The sequence below is a fragment of the Hyphomicrobium sp. CS1GBMeth3 genome (assembly GCF_900117455.1).
GTDB lineage: Bacteria > Pseudomonadota > Alphaproteobacteria > Rhizobiales > Hyphomicrobiaceae > Hyphomicrobium_C.
The window spans coordinates 196,912-211,369 of sequence record NZ_FPHO01000002.1; the positions used below are offsets into that span (position 1 = coordinate 196,912).

At 65.0% G+C, this 14,458-nt stretch carries 11 protein-coding genes and 1 tRNA gene; 8 read left to right on the forward strand and 4 right to left on the reverse strand.

All coding sequences use genetic code 11. The annotated features are described in order from the left end of the window. Positions 1-13: 13 nt before the first annotated feature. Positions 14-87, reverse strand: a tRNA-Cys gene (locus CS1GBM3_RS01065). A gap of 174 nt (positions 88-261) precedes the next feature. Here CS1GBM3_RS01065 and CS1GBM3_RS01070 point away from each other — a divergent pair. The 6 genes from CS1GBM3_RS01070 (at position 262) to CS1GBM3_RS01095 (ending at position 9,351) form a co-directional block, all read left to right on the forward strand. Next, positions 262-660: a YkvA family protein gene (locus tag CS1GBM3_RS01070; RefSeq protein ID WP_072390199.1), complete on the forward strand. Its 399-nt coding sequence runs from the start codon at positions 262-264 to the stop codon at positions 658-660. A 117-nt stretch (positions 661-777) separates the two neighbouring features. Continuing rightward, positions 778-1,461, forward strand: coding sequence for a protein-L-isoaspartate O-methyltransferase family protein (locus CS1GBM3_RS01075; protein WP_072390202.1), 684 nt, complete (start codon positions 778-780; stop codon positions 1,459-1,461). A gap of 347 nt (positions 1,462-1,808) precedes the next feature. Continuing rightward, positions 1,809-3,254: a TolC family outer membrane protein gene (locus CS1GBM3_RS01080; protein WP_244534513.1), complete on the forward strand. Its 1,446-nt coding sequence runs from the start codon at positions 1,809-1,811 to the stop codon at positions 3,252-3,254. Between the two features lie 331 nt (positions 3,255-3,585). Then, a complete protein-coding gene (locus CS1GBM3_RS01085) occupies positions 3,586-4,566 on the forward strand; it encodes a DUF2497 domain-containing protein (protein WP_171946405.1) in 981 nt (326 codons plus the stop codon). Between the two features lie 241 nt (positions 4,567-4,807). Continuing rightward, entirely contained in the window at positions 4,808-6,370 is a 1,563-nt protein-coding gene (locus tag CS1GBM3_RS19700; protein ID WP_072390211.1) for a DUF2497 domain-containing protein, read from the forward strand. Between the two features lie 203 nt (positions 6,371-6,573). Continuing rightward, complete coding sequence (locus CS1GBM3_RS01095; protein WP_072390214.1) at positions 6,574-9,351, forward strand: valine--tRNA ligase; 2,778 nt, start codon at positions 6,574-6,576, stop codon at positions 9,349-9,351. 28 nt (positions 9,352-9,379) lie between these two features. On the opposite strand, the gene CS1GBM3_RS01100 is transcribed toward CS1GBM3_RS01095, so the two are convergent. Beyond that, positions 9,380-9,964, reverse strand: coding sequence for a DUF2939 domain-containing protein (locus CS1GBM3_RS01100; RefSeq protein ID WP_072390217.1), 585 nt, complete (start codon positions 9,962-9,964; stop codon positions 9,380-9,382). A 527-nt stretch (positions 9,965-10,491) separates the two neighbouring features. Here CS1GBM3_RS01100 and ilvD point away from each other — a divergent pair. Together ilvD and CS1GBM3_RS01110 are read left to right on the forward strand one after the other, a co-directional pair. After that, on the forward strand, positions 10,492-12,216 hold the full coding sequence (gene ilvD, locus CS1GBM3_RS01105; RefSeq protein WP_072390220.1) for a dihydroxy-acid dehydratase: 1,725 nt from the start codon (positions 10,492-10,494) through the stop codon (positions 12,214-12,216). Then, positions 12,203-13,201, forward strand: coding sequence for a tetratricopeptide repeat protein (locus CS1GBM3_RS01110; protein WP_072390223.1), 999 nt, complete (start codon positions 12,203-12,205; stop codon positions 13,199-13,201). The genes ilvD and CS1GBM3_RS01110 overlap by 14 nt, the downstream gene beginning before the upstream one ends. 75 nt (positions 13,202-13,276) lie before the next feature. Here the strand turns inward: CS1GBM3_RS01110 and xth are convergent, their stop codons facing one another. Both xth and erpA read right to left on the reverse strand, forming a co-directional pair. Further along, complete coding sequence (gene xth / locus CS1GBM3_RS01115) at positions 13,277-14,056, reverse strand: exodeoxyribonuclease III (protein ID WP_072390227.1); 780 nt, start codon at positions 14,054-14,056, stop codon at positions 13,277-13,279. A 40-nt stretch (positions 14,057-14,096) separates the two neighbouring features. Next, positions 14,097-14,444, reverse strand: a complete 348-nt coding sequence (erpA, locus tag CS1GBM3_RS01120; RefSeq protein WP_072390230.1) for an iron-sulfur cluster insertion protein ErpA — start codon at positions 14,442-14,444, stop codon at positions 14,097-14,099. Between the last annotated feature and the right edge of the window lie 14 nt (positions 14,445-14,458).

Here is a 14,458-nt window from a genome sequence, read left to right on the forward strand (position 1 = left end):
GGGAAGGGTAAGTTGGAGGCCACAGCCGGAATCGAACCGGCGTGTACGGATTTGCAGTCCGCTGCGTCACCACTCCGCCATGTGGCCTCTGATTTGCGCCCGGACGGTCTCGTCATCGGACCTCGGCCGTCGTCGGACCGAGGCGCAAAACTGCGGTGCGCACGCAGGCATCTATCATATAGACAAAGCTTTGCACAAGCGCAGGGTCGTACTCGGGCCATTCGGCGTGCAAAACCAGGAAGCAGGGGCTCGCGCGGTGGAATGCGGCAGGCACTGAAACGGGCCTTCGGGCAGCTCGAGACGCTGGCCAAGCGCGCCAAGCGGGATGGCCTCGCGCTTTACCTCGCGGCCCGTGATCCCCGCGTCTCGTGGACGGTCAAGCTGTTCGCGGTGCTGGTCGCGGCCTATGTGCTCTCGCCCATCGATCTCATTCCGGACTTCATCCCGGTGATCGGGTTTCTGGACGAGTTGATCCTCCTGCCCATTCTGGTCGGGGTGGTGGCGCGCTTCGTCGATCCAGCGCTGATGGCGGAGTTGCGTGCGGCGGCGGAGCGGCTCGCCGAGCGGCCGCGCAGCACTTTGGGCGCTGTGCTCATCGTGATCCTGTGGACGGCCCTGGCGGGGCTGGTCGCGTGGGCCTTGTGGCCGCGCGCGTCGTGACCGCATGTCCAGGTGTCGTATTATCCAGGTATCGGGGCGGTGGCCGACCGGATTGAGTTTGAGTATGGTCAGGCGAGGCTTCCGTCGGCCGGTGCAATCTCGGCCTAGCAGGGAAGCATGCGGGAGGACGCAGTGGACTACGAGACGCAGCGCAAGAACATGGTCGAATCGCAGGTGCGGCCCAGCGACGTAACCGATCGCCGGATCATTCGCACCATGCTCGATCTCCCGCGCGAACGCTTCGTTCCGGAGGCTTATCGGTCGCTCGCTTACATGGATGGGCCGGTGCCGCTCGCAGCGCCCGCGGGCCACGGCGCGCGACGGGCGCTGCTCTCCGCCCGCACGCTCGCCAAGCTTGTCCAGATCGCGAATATCGACCCGGATGCGGCTGTGCTCGATATCGGTGCGGGCACGGGGTATGGGGCGGCGTTGCTTGGCCGTCTCGCGGGGCGCGTGGTCGCGCTCGACAGCGACGCAAGCCTTCTCGGTGTGGCGCGCAGGGTTCTTCCCGAGCTCGGTGCGGACGACGTGACGGTGGTCGAAGGCGAACTCGCGCAAGGCTGGTCACCCGAGAGCCCGTACGATGCCATCGTCATCGAGGGGGCTGTCGAGGAAATCAGGCCGGATTTGCTCGATCAGCTCAAGGATGGGGGGCGGCTTGTGGCTATCGTCGGTGCCCCTGCGGCCGGGCGGGCGACGCTCTGGCGCCGCAATGGCAACACATTCGGGCAGGCGAGCATCTTCGACGCTACGGCCGATATCCTGCCGAGTTTCGAAAAAGCGCGGACCTTCGCATTTTGAAAAATAGTGCCGCCTACCCCTTGCGGATAGCTCGAGCTTTTTTACTCTTCGAGAATGGGGCGGGCTGAGCCTCCGTGCTCGGTTTTTGTGTTTCTTTCCGATATTTCAATGAATTGAACGCGTGCACGTAAGCGCGGCTCTCGGAATTTCACGGCAAGTCCAGGCTCCGGTGTGTGGGAATGCGGCAACGCTCGCAAGTCCATGCTTGGACAGGACGATGTGTTCACTTCTGCGAATCGAGCCCGTGTTCTAGAAAAACGATGCGAGTCGCCGTGCCGCATCTGCGGGGCGGCGTCACTTGCAGGGTGGTTGTCAAAATAAACACCAGGCAAAGTTCGGGGCTAGGTTTGATCTATCTCAGAAGGATTTGCCGGCTTGCGGTTGGTGCTGCTGGAGCGGTGGCCGGTGTCGCCGTTCTCGGTGCGCCTTCCGCGCTCAAGGCAGAGACGCTGAACGAAGCGCTTGCGGCCGCTTACCAGTACAACCCGCAGCTCGACGCAGAACGTGCGCGCCTCAGGGCAACCGATGAGGAGGTGACGCGCGCCCGCTCCGGATTCCGGCCTGTGATCACCGGCAATGCGGACATCAATTACGATTGGCAGAAGAACCGTACCAGCACCACGACGACCGAGGACACGCTCAAGCCGGGCGGCTACTCGGTCAATGCCGTGCAACCTCTTTTCAGCGGCTTTCGCACCATCAATGCAGTGAACGAGCAGGAGGCCAACGTCCGCGCCGGGCGTGAGGTGCTGCGCTCGGTCGAGCAGAATGTGCTCCTGCAGGCGGTCACCGCGTTCATGGACGTGGTGCGCGATCAGGCGATCGTTCGGCTGCGTGAGAATAACGTCAACGTGCTGACGCGCGAACTGCGCGCGACCGAGGATCGCTTCGCCGTCGGCGAAGTGACGCGCACGGACGTGGCACAGGCGCAGGCGCGCCGGGCCGGTGCGGTGTCGAATCTCGACCTTGCCAAAGCCAATCTCAAAACCAGCCGCGCAGCCTACGAGCGCGTGGTCGGACACGCGCCGCAGAACCTTATCGAGCCGAAGGGCTATGAGCGCTTCCTTCCTCGCTCGCTGGAAGAGGCGGTCAACGTCGGCACGCACGAGAACCCGGCGGTGGTCAACGCTCTCTATCTCGAGCAGGCCTCCAAGTTTGCCGTTGATCGGATCCGCGGCGAGTTGTTGCCGAGCGTTCAGCTCGAAGCTTCCTATTCCGATCGCTTCGAGACGACCCAGTCCATCAACGAGTCCGAAGGCGTGACCGTAACCGGCCGTCTGACCGTGCCGATCTATGAGGGCGGCGAGGTCTACGCGCGCGTTCGCCAGCAAAAGCATATTCACGTCAGCCGTTTGCAGGAAATCGAGCAAGCGCGCAGCGAGTCCGAGGAGCAGGTTGTTGCGGCTTGGTCGCAGCTTCTGGCGGCTCGGGCCCAGATCCAGTCCGATCAATCGCAGGTGGAAGCCAATACGACGGCGCTAACGGGCGTGCGCGAGGAAGAGCGGGTTGGACAGCGCACGCTGCTCGATGTGCTCAACGCTGAGGTCGAGCTTTTGAACTCTCAGGTTCAGCTCGTGTCGACGCGGCGCAATCTCGTGGTGGCGAGCTATGCGGTGTTGGCTGCCGTTGGCCGCCTGGATTCTGTGAATCTCGGCTTCACGTCAGTTTCTTACGATCCTGAAGCAAATTATCAGGAGGTTCGGCGTAAGCCTTGGGGCACTTCGATAACCCACTCTGACGGGCGTATCGAAGAGGTGCCGGCCGAGTCGGATTACTCCGGAAGCGCGAAATAATCTCCTTGAGCTTGCCGCACAGGGCAGGTTAGCTGAGCTGACCTGCTTGTCGATTTGTGTCGGCCTGTGGCATTGCCACATCGTTGCCCACTATGGCGCTTAGCTTGGCGCGCGGTGGGAGTCCCACACACAACAATTGAATGATCGGGAGCTGGGTCGGTCGGCGGGTGGTGGCCGGTGACGTCAGCAGAAGAGGCCTCGTTGCCTACGCGCACCGAGGCTGGGGGGTGGCCGCATAACTTCGTCGCGGTGCTCACTCGGGGCGGCATCCTATGCGGGTGGGATGTCGGATGTGCTTGTCGTGGAGTGCGTAGGGAGTGGCGTAATGAACATGACAGAGAAAAACGGCCAGCCGAGCATGGAGGAAATTCTCGCATCGATCCGCAGGATCATTGCCGAGGAGCCTACAACTCACCCGCATAACGGCGAATTTCGCGGTACGCCGATCGTGCTCAAGGGCGATGGCGCGCTGGAGGATGCCAGCGAGTTCGACCTTCCGTCGATTTTCCGTTCCTCTCCGCCGTCTACAAACGAGCGACAGATACCGCTGCTTGGCCGTCTCACCGATGCGATCCGCCACGCCACGTCTTCCGTCCAGCCCGAGGCTGCCGTCAACGGCGAGGCGCATGCGGCAGAGGCGTCGGCGTCGTCAGGTTCCGGGACGCCGTCTCCGTCAGCAGGGCTCAGCACTTTGAAGTCCGTCCGCCCCGACTTGCACACCGCGGCGGCCCCCTCCGAACCCGGCCGCCCCGCTGGCAGTGCGCCTGCGAATGGCGCTTCCGTCGCCAACACTCCGTCGCAGCCTGCAAGTCAGCAAAGCGGTCCATTCCCCGCGGCGGCGTCCGGTGGCCTGGAGCCGCATCGTGTCATGGCGCCTTTCAAGGACACGCATTTCTTGCGCATGTCGGGTCCAACGGTGGAGCCGTCGCCGCAGCCAACGGCAGCTCCTGCTCCTGTGCCCGCGGCGCCGCCCGTTCAGTATGCGGCGCCGGATTTCAGCGGGATCATCTCCGAGGTGCCGGAGCAGCACGCTCCCGTCTTCACGCCGCCGCCGGCTGCGGTGCCTCAAGAGCCGATCGCGATGCCACCGCCTCCGCCGCTGCCTCCGGTTGCTGCGGCGCACCCGCAACCTGCCCCCGTCGCCGCTCCGCCAGCGCCCACAGGCGAGCCGACGGGCACCATCGAGGATGCGACCGCCGATCTGCTCCGGCCGATGTTGCGCCAGTGGCTCGCCGATAACATGCCGCGCATGGTCGAAAAGGCGCTTCACATCGAGATGGCCGAGAGCATCAAGGCGCCCCGCAAGCCTTAAGCAGGATTTCGTGCGTCTGGCCTAAACTTGGGCCCGTCGCCTCGAAATCGTCGCATGCTTCGTTGAGCATATGGCGCGAAGTTTGCGGAAAGGTGCGGAGACGCATTGATGCCCGGCCGGCGCCGAGGTACGTCTTTCGGATGAAACATCAAATCGTTCGCTCTGATTTGCATGCTGCTGAGCTGCAGACGCCGATGTGCTCGCGGCGTGCATTGGAAGGCGGCCAAGGCGGCAGGGCAGCATGAACAAACCGGATAAAGCCGGCGAGCCGAGCATGGAGGAGATCCTGGCGTCGATCCGCCAGATCATCGCCGACGAGCCGGCGGCCGAGCCGCCCGAGACCTCCATCGAAGCCAATCCTCTGGTGCCGCAGTCTCAGGCCGCGCCAAAGGTAGAAGCACCGCAGCCGCTTTCGGACCGGTTGAGCAACGTGCTGAAGTCGGGGCCGTTGCCGCCGACCAGTCCGTTCGGCTCGAAGCGCCCGTTCTCGTTCGATCAAGACCTCGCCGATATGTTCGACGAGGGCGACGCGGTCAACGGTGGTGCGGGCGGCGCGCCGAAGCCGGATCTGCGCGTTCCGACCGGGCTTTCGCATCCCATGTCGCGCAAGTCGTTCGTCCCGTCGCCTCCGCCGCGGGAGGAAGTGGCAAAGCCTTTCACGGATGGTGCCGCCGCGTTGCCCCCGCAGCTTGCTCCTTCCGAGACGGCAGTTCCTCCGCCGCCCTTTGGCAGCACCGAGCGACCTGCCGCGCCATCGCCTGCGGCCGGGCCTGCACCGGCTCCCTCCTATGGCTTTCCTCCGTTGCGCAAGACTAGCTTTTCCCCGCCGCAGTCGTCGGCTCCGTCCGCGCCTGCGCCAGGCGTGCGGGCCAACCAGCCGCCGGCTGGCGGGGTCATCAACGGCGCCAACATGACTGCATCACCTTCGCCGGGTGCGGGGGCGACACCGGCGAGCCTCGAAGAAGCGCTGCGCGCAGCCCGTGCATCGACTGCGGCGCAGCCGGCTCCAGAGCCTAAGCCAACACCCGCTGCCAACGCGGGGCCGGTTTTGGGCACGGCACCCACGGATACGTTCGCCGCCGGCAACAGTAGCGCGGAGCCTGCGCCGTCGTCTCAGGCGCCTGCCGATACGAGCCGTCCGGCCTCGCCTTTCGCGGCGTTTGCGCCGTCGACCGCGGCACCGTTTTCTCCCGCGCCCACGGCGCAAGCCACGCCCGAGCGTCCGGAGGTCACAGCGCCCGCGTCGTCGCCCGCTTTCGGATCGTCGCGGCCCTTCGGCGCCCCGCAGGCGCCGGTTGATGAGCCCGCCGTGAGGCCGCAGCCCACGTACCAGCCCGCGAGCAAGCCTGCGGAGCCGCGGCCGTTCGCCGGGCCGATCACGGGGATTCCGCCCGAGTCACCGGGTTATTCATCGCAATCTCGCTTCACAGGGGGTGCCGATCCCACGAGCAGCGCTGCCGCGCACCAGGCACTCGATGCGCTGGCGCTTGGGCTTGCCGCGTCTGCCGCTGTAACGTCGGCGTCCGTATCGCCGGAGGCTCACTCACCGGCCATTCCATTGACGCCCATCGTCGAGCCTGAGCCTGCACCCGAGCGCGCGCCCACACCTTCGACGCTGCCCGCGACTGTGCCGTCCTACGGTACAAACGCGCCACCGCGTACGCTCGAGGATGCGGTTGCCGACATGTTGCGGCCGATGCTGCAGCAGTGGGTTGCGGAAAACATGCCGCGCATTATCGAGCGCGCGCTTCGGACCGAGGTCGCGAACACGATAAAGCCGGGCCAGAAGCCGCCGGGCACCTGATCCCCCGGCCGCGCTGCACGCCGAGCCTTCGAAAAATGGCCAGCTCTCGCCGATCAGGGTGTGGCTCCCGTATTTTCAGCACATTGACAGAGGCGGAGCGGGTTCGTAGGACGCCAATTCCCTCAAGTTTCCCCTGCGTCTCGCCGGATATTGACGGCTCCTTCCGAGACGACGATCCCACACCGCAAAGGCTTCCGCGCCCCATGCTCGACAAGACCTACCAGCCCGCAGAGATCGAGCCGCGTATTACAAAGGCATGGAATGAGGCGGAGGCGTTCCGCGCCGGGCGCGCGGATCGCGCCGGCGCCGAGCCTTATTCCATCGTCATTCCGCCGCCGAACGTGACCGGCTCGCTGCACATGGGGCACGCGCTGAACAATACGCTGCAGGACGTGCTGGTGCGCTTCGAGCGCATGCGGGGGCGCGACGTTCTCTGGCAGCCGGGTACGGATCACGCTGGTATTGCGACGCAGATGGTCGTCGAGCGCCAGCTCATGGAGCGGCAAGAGCCTGATCGGCGCACAATGGGACGCGACGCGTTCGTCAAGCGCGTGTGGGATTGGAAGGAGGAAAGCGGGTCGACGATCGTCAATCAGCTCCGCCGGCTCGGGGCCTCGTGCGACTGGAGCCGCGAGCGCTTCACGATGGACGAGGGGCTTTCGCGTGCGGTCGTGCGCGTGTTCGTCGAACTCCACCGCAAGGGGCTCATCTACAAGGACAAGCGGCTCGTCAACTGGGACCCGAAGTTCCAGACCGCGATCTCGGATCTCGAGGTCGTGCAGGTGGAAAAGAAGGGATCGTTCGCTTGGGTCGACGGAGATCCTGAGAAGCCGTTCGATGCGGATGCGCTGGCGAAGGTTCTGAAGAAGGACCCGTCGGGGCACATGTATCACTTCCGCTATCCGCTGGCGAAGAAGGTGCCGGGGTACGACGCGGACTACATCATCGTGGCGACGACGCGGCCGGAGACGATGCTCGGCGACACGGGCATCGCCGTGCACCCGGAGGACGAACGCTACGCGGCGCTGATCAAGGCGGGCGCGAAGGTGCGCTTGCCGTTGGTCGGGCGCGAGATTCCGATCGTTGCCGACGAGTATTCCGATCCCGAAAAGGGCACGGGCGCGGTGAAGATCACGCCGGCGCACGACTTCAACGACTTCGAGGTCGGCCGCCGGCACGACCTCGCGAAGATCAACGTGCTGGATGCGTTCGGCCGCATCGTGGACGACGAGGAGGTGCCGGCAGCGTATCGCGGGCTCGATCGTTTCGAGGCGAGGAAGCGCGTCGTTGCGGACCTCGCGGCGCAGGGGCTGCTCGCCAAGATCGAGCCCACCACACACACGGTTCCGCACGGTGACCGCTCGAACGACGTCATCGAGCCCTGGCTGACCGACCAGTGGTACGTCAACGCGGGAGAGCTTGCGAAGCCCGCCATTGCCGCCGTCGAGGGTGGCAAGACGACGTTTGTTCCCAAGAACTGGGAGAAGACCTACTTCGAGTGGATGCGTAACATCCAGCCGTGGTGCATCTCACGCCAGCTGTGGTGGGGGCATCAGATCCCGGCTTGGTATGGACCCGACGGGCACGTGTTCGTTGCCTACGATGAAACCGAAGCGCAGGCAGCGGCGGAAAAGCATTACGCGGGCTCGAATGCGCCGGTCACGCTCACGCGCGACGAGGACGTGCTCGACACGTGGTTCTCTTCGGCGTTGTGGCCGTTCTCGACGCTCGGCTGGCCGGATGAGACGCCGGAGCTCAAGCTCTACTACCCGACGAGCGTGCTCGTTACCGGCTTCGACATCATCTTCTTCTGGGTCGCCCGCATGATGATGATGGGACTGCACTTCATGAAGGAGGTGCCGTTCCACGATGTCTACATCCACGCCCTCGTGCGCGACGAGCGCGGGCAGAAGATGTCGAAGTCAAAGGGCAACGTCATCGATCCCCTGGCGCTCATCGACACCTACGGAGCGGACGCGTTGCGCTTCACGCTGGCCGCGATGGCCGCGCAGGGGCGCGACATCAAGCTCGCGCCGGCCCGCGTCGAGGGCTACCGCAACTTCGCGACCAAGCTATGGAACGCGGCGCGCTTCGGCGAGATGAACGAGTGCGTTCGCCAGTTCGATTTTGATCCTTCGGCGGTGACGCATACGCTCAACCGCTGGATCGTGGGCGAAACCGAGCGCGCGGCCAATGCGGTGACAGCGGGGCTCGAAGGCTATCGCTTCAACGAGGCGGCGGGCGCCATCTACGAGTTCGTCTGGGGCGTCTACTGCGACTGGTATCTCGAGCTGATCAAGCCGATCCTCGCCGGTGACGACGAGACGGCCAAGGTCGAGACGCGCGCCTGCGCGGCGTGGGTGCTCGACCAGTGCCTCAAGCTGTTGCACCCGTTCATGCCCTTCATCACGGAGGAGCTGTGGGCGCATATGGTGGAGCACGGCGAACGGCGTCTGACGCTGCTCTGTCTGTCCGAATGGCCGAAGCTGAAGGGGCTCGCGAGCCCGACGGCGGACGAGGAGATCGGCTGGGTCGTGAAGCTCGTCTCGGAGGTGCGCTCAGTGCGGACCGAAATGAACGTACCGGCGGGCGCGCGAATTCCGCTCGTGCTGACGGGCGCCAACGAGGCGACGGTGGCACGTGCCAAACGCCACGAGGAGACCATCCGGCGGCTCGCTCGGCTCGATTCCATCGCGTTTGCCGATACGGCACCCAAGGGCGCGGCGCTGCTCGTGATCGACGAGGCGACAGCGGCGCTGCCGCTCGAGGGCGTGATCGACATGGAAGCTGAGCGGCGGCGTCTCCAGAAGGAGATCGAGAAGGCCGAGAGTGACCGCACGAAGGCGGTCAATTGGCTTTCGAACGAAGCCAACGTCGCGCGTTCGCCCGAGCACGTGGTGGAACTCAATCGCGAGCGTGTCGCGGAGGGCACCGATCGCATCGCGCGGCTTCAAGCGGCGCTCAAGCGCATCGAGGGATAGTGGTGCACCGCTCGAGTGATGCGGATGGCTATGCGGGCGCAGTTTGCACAGAGCGCACGCGCAGCTCGGCGAGCTTCCATTCGAGACCGCGCAGCCGCAACAGACCGACGTAGTGGCGCGCCGGGTCGTTCTTGTCGGCCATCTCGATCTCGAAGGTAGTCGGGGAGTGGAACTCGGCACGCTTCACGCGCGACCAGAAGCCTCTCGCGCGCTCGTGCCAGGGCTGGGCTCTGAGTGCCGCGGCTTCGCCCGAGATGTTCTCGCGATGAAATTCGCGGGCGCCGAACAGCCGCGGCAGTCCCTCCGGCGTGACATAGCTCTCGACGATGTTGTCGACGGCGCGGCGGCTGATGCCGGCCTTGATCCGCTGCCAGAGGCCGGGTTTCGGCGGGTGAGCACCCGATGCCACCACAGGGGTGGGGCCGAGGGCATACTCGGTCAGTGAGCTCCGCAGCGTCTCGCGCACGGTCGGCCATTCGATCTTGGCATCGATGTAGGCGGTGTTGCCGGTGCGAACGGCTTCGCGGATGTGCCAGACCGTTATCAGCGGGTAGGCGACATAGCCAGTCGCCAGCACCAGGGCGCCAGCCAAAGAGATCAGATACTTCCTCATCGTTCGAAGTCGGGACCTCCAGAGCCCGGCGTGTCCTTTACCATGAGCGGAGGATTGGGGCCGTGTTCAGGCCGGGCGCAAGCTTGCTGGTTTGGCGGTGACTGCCCAACTTTCCTGCACTTGGTCGCCGTAAGGCCCAAGTGGAGCCAGAGATCGGCCGAGATCGGATGGTAAACGCTAAAATAGCGGATATCGAAACCGGGCTAGGCTGCGGTACTGTGGTGTGATGGTCACTCCGGTAAAATAGTCCTAAAATCGGAGGGCTGAAATAAAGGTTGTTGCCGGGGTGCAACGAATTTCGGCGGTTGTGCCTCGGTTGGGCCACAAATTGGCGCGACGAAGAGATGGAAGAACGGAAGCTTGCGGGGGCTTCAGGTTCGGACTGGGCGGTTGCGCGATTTTCAGGCGACCGCAGATCCAAGTTTCCGAAGCGGCCTTATCTGAAGACATTGCTTTCCGCTCTGACGGGACCCCTGCGTGTTTCGCGGGCGGGACCGGCGTAGACATAAGAGAATGGACGTGAGTTGATGGACGCGAGGACGTTCGACAAGTCTAAGTTGCCAAGTCGGCATGTTACGGAAGGTCCGTCGCGCGCACCTCACCGCTCGTATTACTATGCCATGGGTCTCACGGAGGAGGAGATCCATCGTCCCTTCGTCGGCGTCGTTTCCTGCTGGAACGAGGCCGCGCCGTGCAACATCGCTCTCCAGCGGCAGGCACAGTCGGCAAAGGCCGGCGTCAAGGAAAGCGGCGGCACGCCGCGTGAGTTCTGCACCATCACCGTCACCGACGGCATCGCCATGGGCCACCAGGGCATGAAGTCGTCGCTCGTCTCGCGTGAGGTGATCGCGGATTCGATCGAGCTCACCATGCGCGGCCATTCCTACGACGCGCTGGTCGGCATCGCGGGCTGTGACAAGAGCCTGCCCGGCACCATGATGGCCATGCTGCGGCTCAACGTTCCCTCCGTGTTCATGTACGGCGGCTCGATCCTGCCCGGGACGTTCAAGGGCCGCGACGTGACAGTGCAGGACGTGTTCGAGGGCGTGGGCATGCATTCGGTCGGGCGCATGTCCGACGATGAGCTGCACGAACTCGAGTGTGTGGCGTGTCCGAGCGCGGGCGCCTGTGGCGCTCAGTTCACCGCCAACACCATGGCGTGCGTGTCGGAGGCCATTGGCCTCGCGCTGCCGGGATCGGCCGGAACGCCGGCGCCTTACGAGAGCCGCGACCAGTATGCGCGGGCGAGCGGCGAGGCAGTCATGAAGCTGATCGCGCGCGGCATCCGTCCGCGCGACATCTGCACGCGCAAGGCATTCGAGAACGCTGCCATCGTGGTTGCCGCGACGGGTGGTTCGACCAACGGCGCGCTTCACCTGCCAGCCATGGCTAACGAGTGCGGCATCGATTTCGATCTCTTCGACGTTGCCGAGATCTTCAAGAGAACGCCGTACATCGCGGACTTGAAGCCCGGCGGCAAGTACGTTGCCAACGATGTGCATGCCATCGGCGGCGTGCCGCAGATTCTGAAAGCCCTGCTCGAGGGCGGCATCCTGCACGGCGATTGCCTGACGGTGACCGGCAAGACGATGGCCGAGAATCTGAAGGATGTGAAATTCAACACCGAGCAGAAGGTCGTCTATCCGGTCTCGAATCCGATCAGCCCGACGGGCGGCGTCGTGGGCCTTAAGGGCACGCTGGCGCCGGATGGGGCGATCGTGAAGGTCGCTGGGCTCAAAAGCCTCAAGTTCCGCGGGCCGGCGCGCTGCTTCGACTGTGAAGAGGATGCTTTCGCTGCCGTCGAGGCACGCGCCTACAAGGATGGCGAAGTGCTGGTGATCCGTTACGAGGGTCCCAAGGGCGGGCCCGGTATGCGCGAAATGCTGGCGACGACGGCCGCTCTTTATGGTCAGGGCGCGGGCGACAATGTGGCGCTCATCACCGACGGGCGCTTCTCGGGCGCCACGCGCGGGTTCTGCGTTGGACACGTGGGGCCAGAAGCGGCCGTGGGCGGTCCCATCGGGCTCATCAAGGACGGTGACATCATTTCGATGGATGCGGAGGCTGGCACGCTCGACCTCGAGGTCGATGCGGACGAGCTCGAGCGCCGTCGCAAGGACTGGAAAGCTCCGCCGAACGCGTACCAGAGCGGGGCAATCAGAAAATTCGCGGATCAAGTGGGCCCGGCCCGTTTCGGTGCCGTCACCCACGCAGGCGGGAAGGCGGAAGTTGTTTGCTATGCGGACATCTAGGCTGTTACTCGGATTGATCGTGATTGCGTGCGTGCCGGCCGCAGCGCTGGCACAAAACACGTCCTTCAGCTCGCCGCGCGAGGCCCTCCGACAGGGGGTCAGCGCCTACCAAGGCGGGTATTACGAGCTTGCCATGCCGGCGCTGACGTTCTCGGCCGACAAGGGTGAGTTCATGGCGAGTTACTATCTCGCCAAGATCTACCAGGACAGCACCGGGCCCTATACGGACCACGCCAAGGCCTACGCGCTGTTCGAAAAGATTGCCGACGAGCATCTCGACGTGGATCCCGACGATCCCCGGGCGCGCTACGTGGGCAAGGCTCTGACGGCGCTCGCGGGCTACGTGCTGCGCGGGCTGCCCGAGATCGGGCTTCGCGCCGATCCGGAGCGGGCGGTGTTCTATCTCAACAACGCGTCGACCACGTTCAACGACGAGGACGCGCAGTTCGAGCTCGCCAAGCTGCAGCTCAAGGGTGAGGGCGTCGAGGCCAACGTGCCGCTTGCTCGCCATTGGCTGTCGGTTCTGAGCCAGAACGGGCACGCGGGCGCGCAGGCGTTCTTCGCGGACCTCTTGTGGCGCGGTAAGCATGTGGAGCCCGATCCGGCGCGGGCGCTGGCCCTCATCGCCGTGGCGGTCGACAATGCGCCTCCCGAGGACGCCATGTGGATCGAAGACATCTACCAGAACATTTTCTGCGGCGCGGCCGACGGCACGCGCAAGCAGGCGACCGGCATCGTGGCGCAGTGGGGCAACCGCTACGGCCGCAAGCCGACCGCCACCTACGATCGCAGCGGGCTGCCGCAGCTTCCTGCCGGCCCGGTTCGGACCTGCAAGGATGGCCAACCCGTGGACGTCATCCAGATCCGCTCGGGTTCGCCGACCACGCCTCGTCTGCCGGTTGGGCCGCGCGCGTTCGAGTACGGCACCATGTCGGGCGACGCGCCGAAGCTGCGCGACGTCAACGCGCCGGGTGGCGCGCGCTAGCCGAACGATCGCGGGTTTGTCTCATGAACAAAGGCGGGTCTTTAAGGACCCGCCTTTTTCGTTCGGTCGCGCCGCTCAGGTGAGCGTCGTCCACACCGGGGCGTGATCGGAGGGCTTCTCCCAGCTGCGCGTAAAACGGTCGATGCCAGAGGCGGTCAGGCGGTCGGCGGCCTGCGGCGAGAGAAGCTGGAAGTCGATGCGGATGCCGTCGTCCTTCTGCCAGGCGCCGGCCTGGTAGTCCCAGAACGTGTAGTGGCCCGGCTCGGGATGACAGGCACGCACGGCGTCGAGGTAGCCGACGTTGGTCAGCGCGCGAAATGCGGCGCGGCTTTCCGGCTGGAACAGCGCGTCGCCGCGCCATGCGTCGGGGCGCTTGGCGTCGATCGGATCGGGGATGACGTTGAAGTCGCCCGCGAGCACGACCGGCATCTCGGATGCGAGCAGGGCGCGGGCGTGGGCGTCGAGGCGCGCCATCCATCCGAGCTTATAGGGGAATTTTTCGCTGCCGACGGGATTGCCGTTCGGCAGGTAGATAGAGGCGACGCGTACCGACAGCAGGCCGTCGGTGATGGTGGCCTCGATGTAACGGGATTGGACGTCGCCATCGTCGCCGGGGAGGCCGCGGACAATATCCTCGAGCGGATTGAGCGCGAGTAGGGCGACGCCGTTGAAGCCCTTCTGGCCGTGGGTGGCGATGTTGTAGCCGAGGTCGGCGAAGGCTTCGGTCGGGAAGCCCTCGTCGACGGTCTTTATTTCCTGCAGGCATAACACGTCGGGGCGCGCCTCGCGCACGTAGGCCAGCGCACCCTCGATGCGCGCCCGGATGCCATTGATGTTCCAGGTCGTGATCTTCATGGAGGTCTCGCGCTCCCCGCCCGCGGGCGGGGAGAAGGGATCAGAGGGAGAAGCTGGTGCCGCAGCCGCAAGAGGCGGTGGCGTTGGGGTTCTGGATCTTGAACGAAGCGCCGATCAGGTCGTCGACGAAGTCGATCTCGGAGCCTGCCAGATACTCGAGGGAGACGGGGTCGATCAACACCTTTGCCGCGCTCTTCTCGATGACGACGTCGTCGCCTGCGGCCCCATCGACGAGGTCGAACTTATACTGGAAGCCCGAGCAGCCGCCACCTTCCACCGAGACGCGCAGCATTGTGCCCGCGGGCTCGCCGGCAACGATCTCGGCGATGCGGTCAGCGGCGCGGTCGGTCAGCGTGACGCTGGCGGTCGGGGTCAGGGTCTCGGACATCGATATCCTCCGAG